Origin of the sequence: Algoriphagus faecimaris (genome assembly GCF_900101705.1) — a bacterium.
Classification (GTDB): Bacteria; Bacteroidota; Bacteroidia; order Cytophagales; family Cyclobacteriaceae; genus Algoriphagus; species Algoriphagus faecimaris.
The window spans coordinates 39798-59965 of sequence record NZ_FNAC01000030.1 but is presented as its reverse complement, the minus strand read 5'-3'; the positions used below and the strand labels follow the sequence as shown (position 1 = coordinate 59965).

Annotated in this window: 15 protein-coding genes; 3 read left to right on the top strand and 12 right to left on the bottom strand. The window is 39.2% G+C overall.

The window, feature by feature from the left end:
* From BLQ57_RS14740 to BLQ57_RS14710, 8 genes are all read right to left on the bottom strand, one after another.
* Positions 1-218, bottom strand: a 218-nt coding sequence (locus BLQ57_RS14740; RefSeq protein WP_139162753.1) for a hypothetical protein, incomplete at its 3' end; no start/stop codon positions are given.
* Positions 219-609: 391 nt separating this feature from the next.
* On the bottom strand, positions 610-1239 hold the full coding sequence (locus BLQ57_RS14735; RefSeq protein ID WP_092824145.1) for a hypothetical protein: 630 nt from the start codon (positions 1237-1239) through the stop codon (positions 610-612).
* A gap of 181 nt (positions 1240-1420) precedes the next feature.
* Positions 1421-1663 carry a DUF7683 domain-containing protein gene (locus tag BLQ57_RS21730; protein ID WP_420835612.1) on the bottom strand — a complete coding sequence of 81 codons (243 nt, stop codon included), beginning with the start codon at positions 1661-1663 and terminating at the stop codon, positions 1421-1423.
* Positions 1664-1667: 4 nt separating this feature from the next.
* The gene (locus BLQ57_RS14730; protein WP_087940233.1) at positions 1668-2327 is read right to left on the bottom strand and encodes a colicin E3/pyocin S6 family cytotoxin; all 660 of its coding nucleotides are present in this window, start codon (positions 2325-2327) and stop codon (positions 1668-1670) included.
* A 694-nt stretch (positions 2328-3021) separates the two neighbouring features.
* Complete coding sequence (locus BLQ57_RS14725; protein ID WP_139162752.1) at positions 3022-3498, bottom strand: hypothetical protein; 477 nt, start codon at positions 3496-3498, stop codon at positions 3022-3024.
* Positions 3499-3518: 20 nt separating this feature from the next.
* Positions 3519-7760 (bottom strand): DUF6443 domain-containing protein, encoded by a 4242-nt coding sequence (locus BLQ57_RS14720; protein ID WP_087940227.1) that lies wholly within the window; start codon positions 7758-7760, stop codon positions 3519-3521.
* Positions 7757-8218 (bottom strand): hypothetical protein, encoded by a 462-nt coding sequence (locus tag BLQ57_RS14715; RefSeq protein ID WP_217639530.1) that lies wholly within the window; start codon positions 8216-8218, stop codon positions 7757-7759. Before BLQ57_RS14715 ends, BLQ57_RS14720 begins: the two co-directional genes overlap by 4 nt.
* A gap of 156 nt (positions 8219-8374) precedes the next feature.
* The gene (locus BLQ57_RS14710) at positions 8375-11596 is read right to left on the bottom strand and encodes a hypothetical protein (RefSeq protein ID WP_139162750.1); all 3222 of its coding nucleotides are present in this window, start codon (positions 11594-11596) and stop codon (positions 8375-8377) included.
* A gap of 470 nt (positions 11597-12066) precedes the next feature.
* On the opposite strand from BLQ57_RS14710, the gene BLQ57_RS21215 reads away from it, so the two are divergent.
* Positions 12067-12225 (top strand): hypothetical protein, encoded by a 159-nt coding sequence (locus tag BLQ57_RS21215; protein ID WP_169712771.1) that lies wholly within the window; start codon positions 12067-12069, stop codon positions 12223-12225.
* 61 nt (positions 12226-12286) lie between these two features.
* Here the strand turns inward: BLQ57_RS21215 and BLQ57_RS14705 are convergent, their stop codons facing one another.
* The 4 genes from BLQ57_RS14705 to BLQ57_RS14690 form a co-directional block, all read right to left on the bottom strand.
* The gene (locus BLQ57_RS14705; RefSeq protein WP_087940224.1) at positions 12287-14857 is read right to left on the bottom strand and encodes a lantibiotic dehydratase; all 2571 of its coding nucleotides are present in this window, start codon (positions 14855-14857) and stop codon (positions 12287-12289) included.
* Positions 14858-15409: 552 nt separating this feature from the next.
* On the bottom strand, positions 15410-16195 hold the full coding sequence (locus BLQ57_RS14700) for a LytR/AlgR family response regulator transcription factor (RefSeq protein WP_087940223.1): 786 nt from the start codon (positions 16193-16195) through the stop codon (positions 15410-15412).
* 69 nt (positions 16196-16264) lie between these two features.
* Positions 16265-17029 (bottom strand): histidine kinase, encoded by a 765-nt coding sequence (locus BLQ57_RS21695; RefSeq protein ID WP_217639529.1) that lies wholly within the window; start codon positions 17027-17029, stop codon positions 16265-16267.
* A gap of 605 nt (positions 17030-17634) precedes the next feature.
* A complete protein-coding gene (locus BLQ57_RS14690; RefSeq protein ID WP_087940221.1) occupies positions 17635-17862 on the bottom strand; it encodes a hypothetical protein in 228 nt (75 codons plus the stop codon).
* A 979-nt stretch (positions 17863-18841) separates the two neighbouring features.
* On the opposite strand from BLQ57_RS14690, the gene BLQ57_RS14685 reads away from it, so the two are divergent.
* Positions 18842-19258 carry a MauE/DoxX family redox-associated membrane protein gene (locus BLQ57_RS14685; protein ID WP_087940220.1) on the top strand — a complete coding sequence of 139 codons (417 nt, stop codon included), beginning with the start codon at positions 18842-18844 and terminating at the stop codon, positions 19256-19258.
* 573 nt (positions 19259-19831) lie between these two features.
* Complete coding sequence (locus BLQ57_RS14670; RefSeq protein ID WP_139162749.1) at positions 19832-20107, top strand: hypothetical protein; 276 nt, start codon at positions 19832-19834, stop codon at positions 20105-20107.
* Positions 20108-20168: the final 61 nt, after the last annotated feature.

Below are 20168 nucleotides of genomic sequence, written 5' to 3'. Positions count from 1 at the left end.
GCTATCGCAAGTTCGTTGGGGGAGGCGGCCAGGTTTTGCCCATACTCCCCGAGTGTGCGGATGATCTTGCGGTCCATCCCGGTTCGGGCAAAGGTTGCCGGACTTAGTCTGAACTTCTTGGGTTCTACGTATTTTCCAAAAACACCAAGTTCCACACTATCCCCCTCCTGCACTTCCTGGTTTCGGGATGGGCCCAGGATTCTTCCCCACCCCGGCATCGTATTCATCAGCACCTATGAAGTTTAAGTAGGCGCTGGGTGATTTTGTCTGCCCAACAATCTAGCCTAAGGCTAATTCCGGTCATTATCGGAATTCTTAACACCTTGTCCTTCCCTCATACAAATTTGTATTGATACGAATGCGTAATTACAAATTACGCCTAGGCAATATCTATTTTAAATTCAACTTAAAATTACACTCAGCAGGGGTATGCTCAACCAAATTCAATACTTTAAATTGATTTTTTATTTAAATCCAAAAGGATATTTACCTGTATAGGATTATAAGTAGTATTAAAATCAACAAGAAAACCAAGGATAAACTTATCATTGTTTTCCAACTAATTTTATTCCAGGGCATTAAAGGCATGACTTTTTCTTATAAAATTATTTATTCTTGATTGAATTTCTGAGGTTCGCCGTTATTTATAAATTCTCGCGGAACATAAATAGGTAGAGGAAACGGCCAACGAATCAACTTTTCAAGATAAAACGTTTCAAAAATACTTACTCCAACATTACTTATTGAACTTCTATTTTGAGGATTTTGAAGAATTGGAAAATATTTTTGCAAATCTTCCCCCATATATGTTTTCCAGAAATTAAATGATGTACTTGGAAGAGAATTCCAAGCATTATCAACCCAAAAAAATTGTCCTCCTCTTGTTGACATTTTATAGTATGTTTTTCCATTTATTTCTCTAGAATTTCCAGCATATCCATAACCATCATTTTCTGCTCTTGAAATCTCATTTGGAGATCTCCTTTGATTGGATTTATTTTCATCCCCACAACAATCTTTATTTTTAGATTTTTCAACACCTTCAATTTGAAAATTACCCATAAAATCAATCCCGGTGGTAATCATATCAGAGCTAATCTCCCCGTAACCAATATTGACCATAACAGGTTCATCACCCTCTGACTCCTCCCTATCCATCACACTTTTCTCGGTCTCATCTTCCGAGCTCATACTCTCCCCGGAAGTCTTTACCACCCCAAGTACAGCGTAAGACTCCATCCCATCAGGATCGATAAATCATCGGAATATCAGGACGTATTTTTACTTACTTTATTATATATCCTTCTCAGCAAAATTAGATTTACACTTTAAGGAATATTGAATATTTGCTACACCTTATTAGAATTGACATATCTTTTCAATAAGGTATTTTCAGATGAACTATTTAATGATTTTTATATTAATAACTAGCTGATTCCAGAAAATACTCAAAATTTTCTAAATCTAATTTAATATCCAATACTTCAATCATTTTTTTATATTCGTTGGGTCCAATTCGGTATGAATTATAAAGTAAACTATCAGAGGTAGGATGTTTAAAACAAGATGACAACCACCTTATATCCAATTCTGGTAAAATAATTTCCTCTATCCTACTTTCACTATTGAAATGATATTTAGATATGATTCGTTTAACTTTCATGATTTCAGGGGTCTATTTTTCTTCCTTTTACTTGAGGTTTGTATATATTAGGATCGGTAGGCCTTGCAGATCCTTTATGTTTTCCATTTTTATCATAAACTTCAACATCTCCGTGTTGCGAATCCCATTCTAAAATATCACCATCTTTTGTTCTCCACCGTGCCCTCCCCCCTTTAGGTTTAACTCGGGTTGCTCCTGGAAATCCTGGCAATACTCCAGGAGGAGGTGCATAATCTACTTGATTTTTCCCCAAAACATTAGGATTAAATCCTAATCGTTCCAATACTCTCGCAATCGATATCGTTGTCTCCTCAATTCGAATTCCTGCATCAAAGGCTAAATAGGTAGCTCCCATAGATATCCCAGTCCATGCCGCAACCGGATTCAAAGTAAAAACGGGTCTAATACTAACGAGGGGTAATGCAATTGCTTTTTCCAATTTGGGCGCTTCCACCACAAACTCAGGCAAGGAAGTACAACCTTCACAATCCTGACTTCCACGCTCCTCCCCATTCATCACACTTTTCTCGGTCTCATCTTCCGAGCTCATACTCTCCCCGGAAGTCTTTACCTCCCCAAGTGCTGAGTATGGCTCCATCCCATCCGGATCGATAAATCGGATTGGATTGTCATAGGCATAGTTGAACGGAGAATGGCGGGTCATTTTTTCTGCCAACGGATCGATCACAAACCATCTGATTCCGATGAATCGGGGCAGGGTTCCCGATATCGCTTAACCTTCCTATCGGAAGGCAAGTTCATCGGGACAGGCTGTACATCCTCGCTCCATAATCGTACAGATTCACTCCCAAGTGGCCGTTTGCCACCTGACCTACAAGCCGGCACTTCGCTAGATTAGCCCTCATTACAAAGATAAAAATTCCTCCCACCCTGCAAGCTGGACCCTCGCTAAATCAGTCCACCGGACTGATTTTTAACGCTCGGTCCTCTCCATTCTGATATCCCAGTCCTGTCAATTCCAGACCCCAGGGATTTCCGATATTGCTTCGCCTCCCTCTGGAGGCAAGCTCATCGGGCGCCGTGCGTTTCTTGGACAATAAGCGGACCTGTGCTCATAACCCATAGTAAAACAGAGTTTCAAATCCGATGAACGAAAGCTGGCTTTGGCTGGTATAGGCTAAGCGATGGGCATGCCTTTTAGCCGTCTTTTTCATAATTCCTTACACTTGTTTCCTCCTAAATTTTAAAGCTAGCTTAACTTCTCTAAATCCTCAGTTTTTATTTTCCTAGAAGGCCCTAAATGAAATTACGTCTAGGAGACGACTTCCCAAAAAATCAATCATACCCCACTCCAAGTATGGACTAAAACTCTAATTCATATTTCAGACTTATTCTTTTTATTTTGGGGCAATTAAAAATAAGTCTTCCTTGGTATCTAGAACCTCAAAATTATCATCAAACCCCTCGAAGTCAATATTAAATGTTAATAAACGCATTTGAATATAAGAATTTTCAGGACTTCGGTTATATGTAAAAAAAATTTGGTTATATACGGGATCAATAAATACGGATGAAATATCATTTCTCATTAATTGATTAAAATCTCTTAAAAGAAACTCCATTTCGATTCTTGTATATTTGCCTTTGAATAAATTCACCAAATCCTCAGAATTTGACTCCTTAAATAATCCAATACTTGTATTGTTTATATAAAAAATATCATTGTTGTCAACGAAAATATTTTTAATTCCTGTCTTTGAATTCATCTCAATAAAATCAGCAATATTTAACATTGAACTTGATACTTCATTAATTGAATCATTGAATTTGATCCGAGTATTTTTCTTACATGACATTAAAACTAATAACATCATGAATATATATATAATTTTTCTCATTGTGGCCGAATATAAAATCCTTTAATAATCATAATTGTATCCCTTTTGTGATCAAAAAAGCCCAATGGATTTGAAAAATCAGGGGTTTTTGTTTGAAAGGTTTGGTTATATCCAGCCCCTGCAATTGCTGTAATCAAATTCAATCCAAATGCCCTTGCTGCCAGTCCATAGTTCATATTTCCAAAGTCATCAAAATTGTATTCACTTCCATTAAATATAGCCTTTGACCCGATTTCTTCTTGGCTGAAGGATTTACCAGGTTGTTTAATATCAAATGGCTTTCCAGTTCCAACTTGTGATTTAAAGAACTCAAGTTTTGCTTTCAAAAGCTCGTATTTATTCCACCCATTTTCTTTTGCTAGATTTTCAAATCTACTCGCTTGACTTGAAAAAAATTCATTTGTTTTATTTAATTGATCATAAAATTTATCGGAAACATCAGTCAGCTTTGGTTTATTTGAATTAGCACTTTGAAAATTACCCATAAAATCAATCCCTGTGGTAATCATATCAGAGCTAATTTCCCCGTAACCAATATTGACCATAACAGGTTCATCACCCCCTGACTCCTCCCCATTCATCACACTTTTCTCGGTTTCATCCTCCATACTCATACTCTCCCCGGAAGTCTTTACCTCCCCAAGCGCGGAGTAAGGCTCCATCCCATCCGGATCGATAAAGCGGATCGGATTGTCAAAGGCATAGTTGAACGGAGAATGGCGGGTCATTTTTTCTGCCAAAGGATCGATCACAAACCACCGACCGATCGCCGGATCATAGAGCCTCGCCCCGTAATCATAGATATTCACTCCCAAGTGGCCGTTTGCCTCTTTTCCGTTGTATAAATACGGATTTATTTTGATTCCGCCATATTGGTAACCCAATCCGCTTAGTTCAACACCCCAGGGATCATAATGAGTCTCCTGTACGATTAAGGGACCAGTACTCATGATCCGGAACTGATCGAACCAGACGTTTTCACTTGTCTCGTTGACCAAGAATGTTTCGATGTAGCCATCCTTCCTCACTGCGATCTTCTCAATCAGTTCCTCATGCTTGTTTCTGGCTCTTTTGCTCAAAACTACCTTTCCTTGTTCGTACAGATTACTATCGGCATCATACAAAGCGTAACCCATGTAAGCTTCGGGGGCAGGTTTCTGTTGAAGTTCGGTAATCACCAGCGCAATGACATTGGCTATCGCAAGTTCGTTGGGGGAGGCGGCCAGGTTTTGCCCGTACTCCCCGAGTGTGCGGATGATCTTGCGGTCCATCCCGGTTCGGGCAAAGGTCGCCGGACTTAGTCTGAACTTCTTGGGGTCTACATATTTTCCAAATACACCAAGTTCCACGCTATCCCCCTCCTGTACTTCTTGGCTCCGGGATGGTCCAAGGATCCTTCCGCGGTCAGCATTGAGCCATGCTGTGGCATATCCACCGGGTGTCTTATTGTGCTCGGCAGAACCTTGTCTGGATTCTTTGATGTTTTGGAAATATTGCTCCTCTTCTTCTGCCTTCTCCGGCTCCATAGTGGCGATTCTGGCTCCTGATAACGGAGCCCGAACCACCTGACGCACATTGCCCAGATGATCTTTGATAAAGAACTCATAGTGATAGGTTCCCCCTTCATAAGCCGCCCTTCCCTCATCGTGAAGTATATAGCTCATGGCAGATCCCTCCAGCACAAATTCCCCAAGATAGTTTAGGGTGGTGACTGTGGAACCGTTCGTATTGACCTGCCGTACCTTTATGCCTTCTGCATTATATTGGTATTCTATCTTCCGATTGGTTCCCGTAAAGGTGATCACCTGAGGAAGATTTAAATGATTATAAGTAATACTGTTGATTTCCTTATCGAGGTTTTTGGTCAGGTTGCCGTTTTTATCATAGGTATAGCTGCTGCTGCTCCGCTCTTTAAAGTCCTTGGACAGGTAGCTTGTGGAGCTTATGGCATCTGCCACCTGAGTCAGTTTGTTTCCATTCCAGGGGTAGGTATAGGTCAGCTGATCCACCAATCCAAAGGTAGTACCCGTCAGTTGGTTGGATCGGTTCATACTGGTGATATTCCCATTTTGATCATAATTGATATTACTCAAATTATATCGCCCATTTTGGCTTGTCGCAGAAGGAACTGAGTAGGTGGCTGTTTTCAAGCGACTAACAGGGTCATAAGTGTAGTTATAGATTCGCTTGATATCGTCTTTTCCCTTCCATTCAATTTTGGAAACATTCCCATTGAACTGCGGACTCGTCCCCCCGGATTCGTAAAAGAGTTCTTGGGCAAATACCGCTCCTGTTCCATTCACCGTTTGCGGATTATTGATTTTTTTCAACCAGCCACGGATATTATAGGTAAACGAAGTGGAGGCATTTGCCGCAACCGGAAAAACCTTGTTGGTCAGTTTACCCAGCTCATCATAGCTAAATTCCGCCAAGGTAACTGTGGGGCCTGAATTGATTTTATGGGTGATTTTTTTAATCATTCCCACATTGTTGTAATGATAGTCTTTGATGATGGTCTGAGAGGAAGGACCGGTCAGTTGGCTGGTGGTTTGTACGGGTTTATTCTCAAAGTCAAATTTGGTCGAAGCCCTCAAAGTACCTGACAGATGATGTTCTTCAAGTGATTGAATCAAGCGGCCTTGAGCGTCATAAAAGTATACAGATTCATGCCGCAATCCTGAACTCAGATTTCGGACCAGCTTGCCGGTCACCAGTCCATGGGTTTGAGAACTGGAGGCGGGGTATCCGGGTAATTGGGAGAAATTGAGGGTACTTTTTTTGAAATTATAATGATCATAATAGGTAACTGTCAGTACATCACCTTCACTGCTGGTTGGAAAACCTCCGGCATTGGTTGATCCGGTTTTTCCAGAGGTAGCATTGATCACCGCATTGTTTGATCCCATTCCATCCAAATCCGTCTGTAAAGATGATCTGGATTGAGTATTGGCAACCAGTCCTGTCATCACTTCCCTTCCCAATGCATCATATTTACGATAATGCCATTTGCCTTGTACTATCAATAGACTGTCCCGAGAGGCCACAAGCCTATCCTGCAGGTCATAAACATATTCCTCTGGAGCCTTGCCTGGCAACTTTTTGGTAATCACCCTTCCTCTGGCATCATAGGAATACAAGTAGTATTGGTTGAATTTTAATGAATTCCAGGTGGAACCGTACCACTTATTCGAATTCCTTAAGGTACCGATTGCTTTAGGAGGCATGACCACCCTTAATCGACCAAAAGAATCATAGACATAATAGGTACAAAGCCAGCCGTCATGATGCAAAGTGGGGTTATCAGAAAACTGTACTTTTTTTAAAATTAGTCTACCCAGCCTGTCCATATATTCAATCACACGACGATCATCCTCATCCCTTGTTTCGTTTTTTGAAAGTGTACCGGCGGGGAAAATTGCAGTGGATTCCGGTAGTCCAGCCGATCCGACAGTCCAAACCCTCACACTATCACCTGATGAATTGGTCCCTTCGATGAACTCCAGTTCATGACCCACCCACGGAGTCCCGGGTACTCCCTGCTTCAATACCCGATTTAAGGGAGAAGCCTCATAGGTTTTGTCTGCATATCCCCTGCTGTCACTGTAGGTGGTATTATAGTAACTGCTATGAAGGCTAGTGGCGGTGGGTCTAAACAATCCTATTGAAGTAGAATTATTTGGGACCGGTAAATAATCCCGGTAAGGCCGCCCATAAGAATCATAGGTTATCGGTGTGATGATATCACTACCCGTATTTCCTGCCTTGATGGCTACTTGCTGGATTTCCCTACCCAATCCATCATGGTATGTGGTTGATTTAAAGGATTGGGTTTGTGAGGAGTTTCGGAGTCCAAAGTCCGCAACAACCGTATCTCTGGCTACATATTCTCTAACCCAGTTTCTATCCTCTTGATATAAATCAACGCGGATCGGCACCTTTACGGTAAGGCATCCCGTGGAATTGTGGTAATAGGCTAGGAAATAGGTTTTGCTTGCATAAAGTATCGGAGTTGCGAAAAATTGACTGGTTGATACTTGGGTTGAACCATTTGAATCATACCAACGATAAGAAAAGCCAGAAGGCGCAATGTTGGCAGACATAATAGTTTGGGTATTACTATAAATCACCTTGGAAGGAGCAGAGGGAATGACATCCATACAGGAAGAGCTTCCGACGATCTGGGCAGTAAGCAATTGGCAAAAACCCATCAATAGGAGAAAAAGAATATATTTTTTCATTGGCCCAGTTTTTTAAGTAAAAGCATATTAAAATCTTCCCTTGAGTTGGGTTCCGGAATCCATATCATCCCTACCTCGGCAAAGTTCACCCTGAATTCTTTTTTGGTATCCTCTCCAATCAATGAAATCGTCATCTTTTCGGGGTCAAACTCCCAAGTACCAAATTCCTGAAACAAACTCCCATTTTCCACCCAGGAGAGCGTATATCTTCTTTCTTCATCAAGAAAGCAAGACCATGAATCAATCTTTTTCCATAGTTTTTCTTGGGATGTATTATCCTTGCTTTTTTCTTTATCCAGTAATTCAGCTTGTTGTTTTTGGTTGCCCAAATCATACCTCCAAATACCAATCAGTTTTTGATCTGCTTTGGACAGCGTATCCAACTGGGCTGAAACTTGGGAATGGCATACTAGTGAAAAAGTAAAATAGAGTATAATGAGTGTCAGGGTTGATTTCATAAGATTGTATTTCATCAGGGTTGTTCTCTGTTTTTTATTCAGGATTGGATTCGGTTGATTATTAAAAGGATGATCAAAGCTGAACTCTAATCATAAAATGCCCTTTAAAACCTATCCAAATTATTTTCACTAAGGTTTGGCCTCTATTAATTGCTGTTAGGGGTCGATATAAGAATACTCGTAATGCTTTAGAATATGCCCATAATCATTTTTGATGGTGGAAAGCCTTCCGAATGGGTCATAATAATAATGCAATCCCTGATTTTTGGGATCCATTTGCGAACTTACACCTGTCAGAGGTTTATGGGTATAAGTAATCATTTGACTGATCTTAGGATAAAACCTTAATTCGTCAACCAGGGTATTCGAACCGCTTATCGTTACATTTCCTGATCCACTGATTTCAACCAGTCTCCAAATATTATCAATTGTTCCTGAGTAGGAACTGCCATTTATCGTCAAACTTGGAGTTGCAGAAGAATTCTTTCTCACCCAGAAACTCAGTTTATATTCGCCTGAATTTGACTTTGTAATGGAGCCGTTGTTTAGCAAATACACTTTCCTTCCTGTTTTGGCCTCGCCGAGCATTACAGAAGATTCCGGACCTGAGTAAGTCCATCCTCCTTTTTCATTGGTTTCAAAAGAGGTATATGCAATTTTTCCAACCGCTGCATTCGTGGCTTCGGCAATTACATAACTGCCATCATATGCATATAGAAAGGAATTTGTCATTCCATTGGCCAGGGAATATTGAATCAGGTTGCCCCTAGAATCATATCCATTCATGGTCATTCTTAACTTGTATCGACTGTCAAGACTTAAATTAGTCGATCCAGAGGTTTGGACAGTTGCGTAACTAGTTGTTCCTATGGGAGAGGCTGTTTCCAAGAAATAAATATCTTTGGGCTGATACCAATTGGTTCCTGATATGATTGCAAACTCTGTTACTTTTCCAGCGATGACATTGATGTGTCTGCTGGGTTCTCTAATCACCGTGTATTCTTCTACCGGGGTTAAAACATTTTTAAGTAAAAGTTGCTTTAGCGCTTCTGGTTTACCACTGTAAGATGAACTCGGATTGATTATGTCATAATTATATCTGATGACATTACGAGTAAATCCCGGATTAGGGGAGGTATTCGACTCCTCCTGACTGAGTTGTAAATAAGTAGGATGGAATTCCCGAGTTATTCTCTTTTCTATAGATTCACCTCCATAATAAAGCGTCTGTTTGCTACTGGTCTCCAAATAGACCCCTACATCTTGGGAAATGTTGGCAATCATATACCGATAGCCATCAAAAGGATACCCGCCACCTGTACAGTACTGAAAAAAGTTACCAACCTCTTCCCCCAATATGACTTGGGTAGCTGCCTGACCTACCAATAAAGATTGACCCTTGAATTTCGTATAGGTCTTTTCTGTTAATTCTTTCAGGTTATTTTGACTATCATACTTACTGATATTGGTAAGCTTACCTCTCTCCCAACTTTTCTTATTTCTCCATGTCTTATTAGAAAACTGAACTGTGTAAACTCCATCACCGATATAGACATTATTATCAAATTCATAGATCGTTTTTCCATTTGCATTGGTACCATTGGCATATTCCGTTACCTTGGTATAGACTACAGGACTGTCATCAAATCCAGCACCGACTACCGAATTTGATACCCAAGACCTTACCCGATATTGTCTTTGATTCGGAGTATTGGGTACAATGTCTCGCTTATACTGGGTAGTTAAAAAATGAAAGTTCCTTACATCATGATTTTTGTGACCTAGCCCATCTTCATTATTGCCATACTTGTATAAGGTGAAATAATTGTTTTGCCCGTCATTTTTGGTGATTTTTTTTATTCTTAGACCGGATCCATATTTTGTGGTTCCCAAATCCGAGTATTTATGCGGTTCAAACTCAAACTCGGTATAACCTCCTGTGGGGAATGTAATCCGTTTCAATAGGCCTTGCTTATAAAAAGTCGTATCAGTTGTTCGGTTTGCTCCTCCAATAGAAATTGTTGTAGGCGGTTGACTTGTAACAGGGTGGTATTGGACTGTCTCCTGGGGAATTAAATTGGTATTGGAAGTTTTTCCGTTGTAAAACCCAAACAAATCCCGACGGTGGGAGCCTGTGACCTGGTCCCATGAAAATGTAGTGGTCTGATAGGTGAAATTATATTTTTGAATCAGTGTATTTGATCCGTCTCTAACTTCAAGCCCATCCAGTTTTAATTTGGCATCCCCGTTATTGGAAGCAAGTTTGAAATTCCCGTTGTTCATAAAAACAAAGGATTTTTCAAGGGTATAATTCCCGTTTAGTTTGGAATAAACTTCTATTCTTTGTAGTCGCTCCACATCTGAACTACCAGGTAAGTCTGTTCGATCATTTCCCAAAACGAAAACCACTTTTCCGGTTTTAAAGAATATTTCCTCAACTCCGAATTGCGAAATTGAACTGTAGGTCTGGACCAGTGTAGTGACGGGATTGTAAGTTTGGCAAGGTAATAATACAGCATCTGAGGTATTGCATTCATCCATAAGCGTGATGTTTGTTTCAATCTCAGTGCTATAAACCGTACCTACATTTTGATAAGTAAACGAGACATAATCGTCGGAATTTGGAGCTTTAATTTCCTGTAGGTACCAAGTCACAACCCCAGACAGATTTGTGGAACCTGTAGAGCTGCTTAATAATTCTTTGGCATTTTTTGAATTATCCCAATTGCTACCAAACCGATACTGATGCCCTCTCGTATCTGTTATATCAAAATAATTAGGGTTTCGGACCACCTTGATCGCACTTTCTGGAAATAATAGTGGAGACTCACCGTTTTGTCTCAATAAAAATCTTCCAGATCCTCCCGGAAAGGAATATGAGAACAAATCCGGCTCACGGTCATTATTTCCTTCTGCCGTGTATTGCTTGTAATCTATATTATCACAATAAGCAAATGGATCAACAGAATAATTATTGCTCAAAGTTAAGAAACTTGATTCATCAGGTTTACCAATAATATTTCGGGTAACCTGCCCTCCTACCTGTACAGTCCATCCCAATCCAGCCCATGAAGCCCGATCAGAATACCGGATTCCACTGGCATGGTAGCTCAGGGTAATAGGGACTTTGATTGGACCAGCTTCAATTTCAAAAAGTGGAATGGAAATTTCGGGAGTCCCTGTGAAAAGATTGACATTAAAATCCCCATACTTCTGAATGCTGGCAGCATTGGGTGAGTTTTGAGCAGACTTGGGAGTGATTTTGTTAATCTGGGAGCTTACATCAGAAGGTAAGCTTTGAGCAAATCCCAAAGAACTAACAATATGAAAGATCATTAAAGCTAAAAAGCCAATTGAAAAGCAATAATTTTTCTTCATCTGACAGGATTTAATTTTCAGCAAATAAAAGTTCTTTAATAATCTCCTGTCAATACCCAGAACTGGGTATTTTATTTTAATAAAAAAATGATTATCAAAATTTAATTCTGTGATAAAATGCATTTAACCTATTTTGACTGGTATTTTCAACAAAAAAAATATATAAAAAGTATAAGTACAGCTTTGAAATTTTATATTTCATGTTTTCCATTTTTAAAAAGACATTTTAACTTTTAAAAATTATATCAAAACAGCAAAATATGAGAAATTTAAGCCAAATTTTATTTGCCAACATTGTCTTTTTCCCCCCAAAAAAAGTTTAAAAAAATTTGAATTATTTTTCACAGAAAACTTTTTTAAACAAAAAACATATTTTTTTCTAGTTTAACTCAGATTATAACAGCTTTTTATACAAAATCCTGCCAGGCTTACTTATTGTAAATGGCGGTTAAAAATGAATAAACCAAAATATGTCTTGGAATAAGAGTAACTCTCTGACGGTCAATGTAAATGGAGAGGAATTCGGCGGCTTCCAACAAATATCGGATGATACTGTCCTGAGGAGAGAACCCAACCTCGGCCCGGGAATCCTATGGAAGTCAGCCTCGATGAGCCGAGGAGTTAAATAAAAATTGATTAGATATACTAATCAGGGAAATTTAACCTGTCAGAGATTGATCAAAATGGAGTTTATTCCAATGCGTTCTGGGATTTGGTGAACAGGAACTTGCCTAACTGCCGATAGAGTCCATACCATATTTTTTTCTCTTGAATTGCTGAATCCAATAAAAAGAATCGGTTGCACATCATGTGAATATGGTTAATGATGAGATTAAATTCTTTTTTTCTCGATTTATTGAATCTTGGATGTCGCAAGAAAATAGCCCTGTAATACTCGAGGGGAAATTCCTCTGGTATTGGGTTTAAATCCAAAATGGTAAATCGTTTTTTCCAATCGTTTAATTTTTCCTCCTTAAAATCGACATTATAAATCAGCTCTTTCAAAGTAGAAAAATGTGCTTTGATGAACCTTGATCTTTTTAAGATGTCAGTCCATATTCCGACGATAAGATTTTCTTTACTTTTAGCGTCCTCCAAAATGAAAGAATTCGAGTTTTTTTGTCCCAGCAAAAAAACACTTTCCATCCCGAATAATTGCTCTGAAATGGAATATCCTTTTTTCCCGTATTTGGATATTTCCGGATAATAATTGCCTAAACTCCAATTCAAATTTCGGTTTTTGGCGAAATTATAAAACCATGATAATAATCGATGGTGAAGATGGTTGGGAATACCTAAAAACCGGATTCTAAGTTCCAAATGTGATTTTTTGCTATAGACGATAAAATACCAGCGGGAATAATGTCCTCCAAAAGGGGATCTGATCATATAGTCCCCAAAATCATTTAAAACCCCTTCCAAATCCAAGGGGGCAATTCGTAATAAAAAATATACTGCATCTTGCGCGGCAAAAAAAATGGGGTTTAAATAATCACGGTTGTCTTTCTCTACCTTCTCCCTTGAATATCTAAAAACAAATTGTGGGTATGGTGTTGAGTTTCCTCTAGGATGGTCTTCATCATACCATTTTGCCTCTGTGAGAATAATTTCTCCTTTTGTCCGCAATTCTTCCCATAAAATTTCCAGGTCCGTTGTCATTCGGAGATCTAGTAGAAGTTCCTTATCCATAAGACCGGCCAAAATGATAGGAGGAATTTTTAATTCAAATAATATTGATTTAAGTGAGCTTAGCTCCATGGAGGTATCCCATTTTAAAAACCATCTTTTTGATTGAAGGCAAAGGTCTCCCCATTTAAGCTCCGGAAGTTTAACTTGACCTTTCAATAGATTCTCATCATAATAGCGAAATCGATATCTTCTCTGATGTGCTATTTCCCAAATCAACCGAAGGGTGGGATGTGTAATTTGCTCAACGTTGAGTGGGTGAAAAATCACCGGAACAACCTCTTTTCCTGATTTTTTATGAAAAAGCAATATCCGATCATTCCCCTGTCCGATCCATAAATCACCAAATGACAGGGCGTTTTGGTCAGTAGAAAGAAAAGGGCTGATTTTCCAATTTAGCAAAGGAGTGGTGTCTGAAATGTAGTTGATTTCTGGAGATTCCAGAATTTCAAGATGTGCATAGATTTTATTTTGGTCGACAAAAATTTGATCTCTGATTTTCTTGGTATATTCTCTTATTTCACTGATTTTGCTGAATCTACCCGTGTAAACAAAAGGCCTATTTATAACCAGATTCTCTACAATAGGCTGATTGCTTTTGTCCAGCCGAAAGAGGATTTGTACATCATGGATTTCTTTTTCCAGTTTTTGAATTCCATGAAATCCCTTCAAATCGAATGATTCCGATTGAAATGAAAAAGGGTGCTTGTCATTCGACTCGGTTTGTTTCTGGAAGAAGGAATTTCCAAGAAATGCAGGATTTTTGGTTAATTCTGATAGGCAAAGGAATCTATCGTCGAATTGATTGCCAAACCACTGGGTGAAGGATGTGAGATACTGCGATTTTTCAAATACAAATAAGTTGCCCGCTTGTTCGATAAATCCTCTGAGTTTTTTCTCTATCTCTTTATCCAATTGAAATTTATCGCATAAGAACACATCCACTCCATTCTCCAAGATCAATGGTTTGTTTTCGGTTGGATATACCCATCCCAAATCATTGATTTTGGTCCAAAGGAGAATGCTATCTTCAGATGAAAAATTAGGGTCGATTTTTCTCAAATCCTTATCGAAAGTTTGAAAATTTAAGCGGGTTCCTTTAAATCTCTGAATTATATGATCCAAAACAGGGTGATACTTCACTTTGACCTCCTGCCATCTGGATTGGGGTGAATAAGTAATTGCGGAAAAGTAACCATGCCGTAAAGCGACTTCCTCTGTGAAGAAAAATTCATCTATGAGTAGCTGTTTCTCAGTACAAGGTATTGTCCTTGAACTTTCAACCGACCGTTTACTCGATTTTCTATCTATGCAGGTATCATCTGACCAAACCCCAAGACCTACTCCTGCGAAGTATCCAAAGGGAGTTGGCCTAAATCGGCCTCTGATCAGGTATTTTTGGAGTTTTCTCCTCACCTTGTTTTCTAATTCAGCGGGTTTTTTGCCGACTAATTGAGCTGCCAGGGATGGAGAGGCGTTTAGAATGGCAGCAAAAATTGAATTCCAATTTTTTTCAATCTCTTCATCGCTGTAAATATTAAAATCAAATAAAGGGGATCGGTAAATGAAGTCCATAGGAGGAAGTTTTTTCCAATCCTATGTCAGGTGATGAAAATGACCAAATTTTGGGTACAGATAACCAGATATCGGTATAATTAACCAACTAATGAATCTAGAAATAATACTCCTACTAAGCTCGGCACAAGAATGAGAATGCTAAAAAGTGTGGCAATACTTCAAGGAGGTATGCTAGAATTGCCCAATTCTTGACCTGCTTAATTGTTAAATTGAAAACAGGGAACTGGGAACTGGGAATAGAGATTAGAGAGATTTTTTTTGAAAAAAGATTGACTAGTATCAGCGAAAAAAGCTGAGGGTCTGCCCGACGCCTTAGTCGTGGCTGGAGGCAAGGTGCCTATGCCGAGTAGGTCGGCAAAAATTCAATGGAACCAACTCCCCAAAAAATAATGAATTCCCAATGATGATTTTCGATTTTGGCAAGCGCTTAAGTTGCGATCCTTTTCTATTATTCGGATTGCAAATCCTATGATATATCCTCGGAATTACAAATTCCGAGGAGCGTGGGAGCGGGGGCGCCAAGAAAGTGGCAGTTTCAGGTGACAAAAATCAAGAATTTTGATCACTCTGATCTGAAGTTAAAGTTCTTCCTAAGTTAAGTAGGTTGCTTTCGATAAAGGTATCTAGGTTCATTTTGTAAGATCTACTAATGGGTACAATTTCACCGGAAACCAATTGACATTCTTTGGGATTGACAATCTTGATTTTGCGAAGATTTATCGCATAGGAATGGTGAACCCTCATGATATAGGGAAAGGGAAGTTGGCCGAGTAATTCCTTAAATGAACTAGGGTGTTCTATTATTTCTCCATCCTCCATTACAATTTGACTTACTTTGGCTTTTTGTTCGATATACAAAATCTGTAAGGGTTTAAGGGCTTTTTTTTGGGGACCTAATTTGGTTTTTAAAAAAATCACCTCATTGAGACAATAGCCCTTTGTGATGGAATAATCATCGAATTTTTCAGCTGCTTTGTCCAGGGCTTCACAAACTAAACTGTAAATAGGTGGTTTTTCAATAAAATCCATCGCCTTTACTCTAAATGCATCAATTGCATATTCCCTATACCCTGAGCAGAAAATTACAGGAATTCCTGTTTCCATTAATTTTCTGGAAATCTCCAATCCTCCAATTTGGTCCATTCTGATATCTGTAATAAGAATATCTGCCTCTCCCCTCAGGATTTTTTCCAATCCTATCATAGGTTCAGTGGCAGTAAACGAAACCTTGTATCTTTCAGTCATGCCAATTAAGTTGGAAAGGACTTTTAAAGGGTGTTCCTCGTCATCAATCAACCCTACTCGGTACAATTTTTTTAGGAATTTAGGTTTCATATTTTCGGATTAATAAAACTTACAATTGCTTTAGGGAGAAGGCGTTTGAAATTATTCCTTGCTGGCAAATCATTGATATTGGTTTCCAAATTGAATTACCATAAGAAGAGAAAAGTCTTCTTCAGACTTATTTTGGCAAAAAAACAAATTCTTTCCAAAGTCATGTGTCAAGATTTGAAAGGCCGTCTCAGATCCAGTACCGGTATGGGGCAAATCCTTTTCAGCAGCGATTTTATTATAGATGGAAAATATCAGCTGAAAAAAATCCCCATTTTGTTTAGCGGTTATTATGATATAGCAAGGCTGCTTTAAGTCTGTATAATTACCGTGATTAAAAATATTCTCAATAAAAGTGAGTAAACAGAGCTTGGAAAATTGGTAGGACAGAACATTATCCGGAATGTCAATCAAGGTATGAATATTACTTTTTGGAAATCGCTTTTTTTGAAAGTAGAGATACTGATTTACTGCCATAATTTCTTCTTTCAAGAAGCTGGGCTGAGTTGGATCCTTAAAGCTATATCGGAGCAAATTGGTCATTTCCAGAAAATCCAGAAAAAATTTCGGGTTGGATCCTGAAATTTGGGAAGCCAGTAGTGTAAAATTATTTAAAGTAAAGTGAGGACTCAGTTTGAGGTTAAAGTGGTTGAGGAGAAGTTTCTGGTAATTGATTTTTGTTTGCGACTTCCGAAAAAGGATCACGAAAGCCGTGGTTACGCCAAGGAATTGAATAATTCTAAGGGTTTCTATTACAGCAAGATGAAATAGGTTTGAAAATTCCCCTGATGGGTAAAGTGACAAGAGGTATTTAGCATAAATAAACAGCAGAATCATGCAAGGGACCAGAGCGAGGTTTATCAAAAAAATCTGTGCTAATTTGAACGGGGATGTCAGAATTTTGAAATAAACAAAAACGATCAAGAAGCTAACTAGGTAGTTGTAGGAGGGTGTTTTCCAATCGGTTATTTTTATCCCTAATAAAAAAGTGGTGAATAAATCCAAAACAAGGTAGGTAGTCCAAAGAATAAATAGAACGAGAATAGGATTTTTTAAAAACCAGGAGTCAATGTTAATTATACCCGAATTCGGGTAAGTTATACCAATTTCTTTTTGGTTTCGAGGTATTTGAATAGTTTCCATGGCACATAAATTAAAAACTATGGTCAATAAACAATCTATCAATGAATGCCTTACTCTGCTCCAATCTGCGAAACGAGTAAGTCTTAAGGAAAGGCTACCTGAAAAGTCCGGGAAAACTACCACCAGTTTTTTCAGAGAGTGCCTGACCACCTTCACACGGGTCTGATCCCTCCTGTTGAACAAGGGACAATTTTGGAAAGGGTTAGTTTAGGGGACTAATCGGATTCCAGGCACAAAAAGCTAAAAGCAAAATACCGGATCGTAATTCCGGTGGAGATTACTCCAGATGAAGGGCTATCTTAAAGATGGTCCTTTTTATTTGGGGTATTCTCAAACAAAATGTTTTCTATCTCCTCAACCCGAATACCATGAAAGTCAGCAAATTCTTGGAAGGTTACCAAGCTGCCTTTAGACTTGCCGAAGTAGGTTTTCACCTGATTGAGGGATTTGTAGGCATATGACCTACTTCTCCCCGTAAATTTCATGATATCCTGAGCATAGATGATAATTCTGCAATCCAGCTTCATGTTTATTCACAATTGAACATAAACAGCCAATTCGTACAGCAAAAGGCTGTTACCGATATCACTTTTTCGAAAAAGAAACTTGTTGCAACAGAACTAATATACCAATAAACAATTGTTAGTCAAACTTTTATTAGGAAAAGTGAAAATTTTAGGGGATAAATGTTCAATTTTCAGGTACCAATGGTCACTTATCGATGATCAAATTCAAATAATAGAATCATGTATGATATTTATTTTTATGATTTTATAAGCTTATTCTGCTTTGTATTCAAATGACAGATTATTCGATTTCTAGGCTCCCGACTTTCAGTTGCAGGGCCTGGTGAATGGCCATGGCTTTCAAATTGAAAATTCAAACTGATAGGCAATTTGATGTCTTTACTTTTCTGTTGGTGAATGATCAGAATATGGAATACATGAATTTCTCAAGCAATCTCCCATGAAAGGATTGGACCTTATCCAAATATTCCTTGTAGAGGGTTAATTATGCCATATTTAGGTTAGTTATACCATTTTCTTGGTTTTTTAGATTTTTTTTTATGAAGGAGGCTGGCAAGATTTAAGAATATGGAAAGAAAACAATAGAATGTGGGTGGTAATTCTGAAATTTCGTGCTTTGGTAAAGTTCTTCACCGGATAAAAAAAAGCTAAATGGGTTTCGCTAGCTGCATTTTTGACCCTAATGAAAAACAGGAATGGTGATTTTCAGAATTCACCTAATAGCTATCGTAAATTCCATTAAAATACCTCGGAATTTCAAATTCCGAAGAGGGGGTGGACAAGGGCCAAATCAAAAGACCTAGGCCATAAAGCAGGCTGATTGCTGCTTTGAATAGACTAGACTGACAAACTGACTCCCATTTGGTCAATTACACCCTTGGGAAGGTAAGTTATACCTATATCGTGTTAACTGTACCATTTTCTTGCTTTTTAGGGTGAAGAGTTTAGAACTTTAATTCACTAACAAGAGCAAATTAAAATGGCAATCAATGGGATCAAAGAAGGTATAGTGAGATCAATCTTGGTGATTGTATGGGCTTTCCCTGGGTTTGAAAAAATCATCCGCTTTGAGTCCAGCCGAAAGGCATTTCATAATCAGACCTTTCCGGGGGAGTTAGCGGAGGTACTGGCTTATATGGTACCTGGAGTTGAGTTGTTGATCGCCCTGCTCCTACTCTTTTCAGCCACTCGGTGGTGGGGATACCTCGGTAGTTTGTTGGTTCTGACAGTATTCATCACCTATGTGGGATTGATTTGGGTGGGAGCATTTCCTAGGGTTCCCTGCAATTGTGCGGGGATCATCGAAAGCCTGGGATGGGCGGAGCATTTTTTCTTGAATTTGGGATTGATTGGACTGGCGGTGTATGGGTTGAGAAGTAGAGAGGTGGGAAGTTAGGAAGATAGGAGGTTTGGAAGATTGGAGGTTAAAAAGATACGCCAGGTAGGGAATATTAGGAACGAGTCTACCTACGGCAGATAAATCTGAAGATTTGAACCAGGTCAAAGGTCAGGGAACAGGCGAATAGTGATTGAGGGAAGAGGGAACAGGGAACAGGGAAAAGAGAAAAGGGAGGACCGAGCCTGCCTGGATAGTTGACATAAAAACCTTCGAGGTCTGCTTTCCCGCTGTATGGAATGTGAATCAGACCAATAGGCTTCGGGGACGAAGACCTCAACGATTAGGATTAAAAAAAGGGCCAGTGCTGGAACTGGCCCGGCAGCCTGAAGTTGTGAGCTTAGGCTGCAAAAAATGAGATTAGAAATGAATGGGTTCATTCTTCTCGATGGCTTGGGTGAGAAGCAAGCCAAAACCGATGAACCCAAAGGGGGAAGCCGAAAACCCTTGAAACAGAGTAGGCGCTTTAACCACGTTCCCAGGGAAGCAGGATTAGTTGCTTTCCGAAGGAACCCCAAACGGTTTCGCTCTTTTTGATCTGTTAAAAAAGGGCGCATGATTATGAATAAACTGATGAGTAAACTTCCGTTGCTAGCTTTTGTGTTGGCGGCGTTTGCGGCTGTTGCATTTACTTCTCCTCAAACCCTCACAGGGGAATTTGGGGAGGAAAACGGCATCTGGTATGACGTAACTAACACTGATCCCGGGCCTGATACCTATGAGTGTAATACAGACCCAACAAAAGACTGTCTGTTTGATCAGCCTTTTGGAATGGGATCCCCGATTTCTGGAGAAACTGATCGGGTTTTTGTAGTCAATGATCCAGATAATTTGGAGCTGGCGCAATAGTTATGAAGTTTGATCCTTGAATCAAACAGGTAATGGCCGGTGCAAATCCGGCCATTTTTTT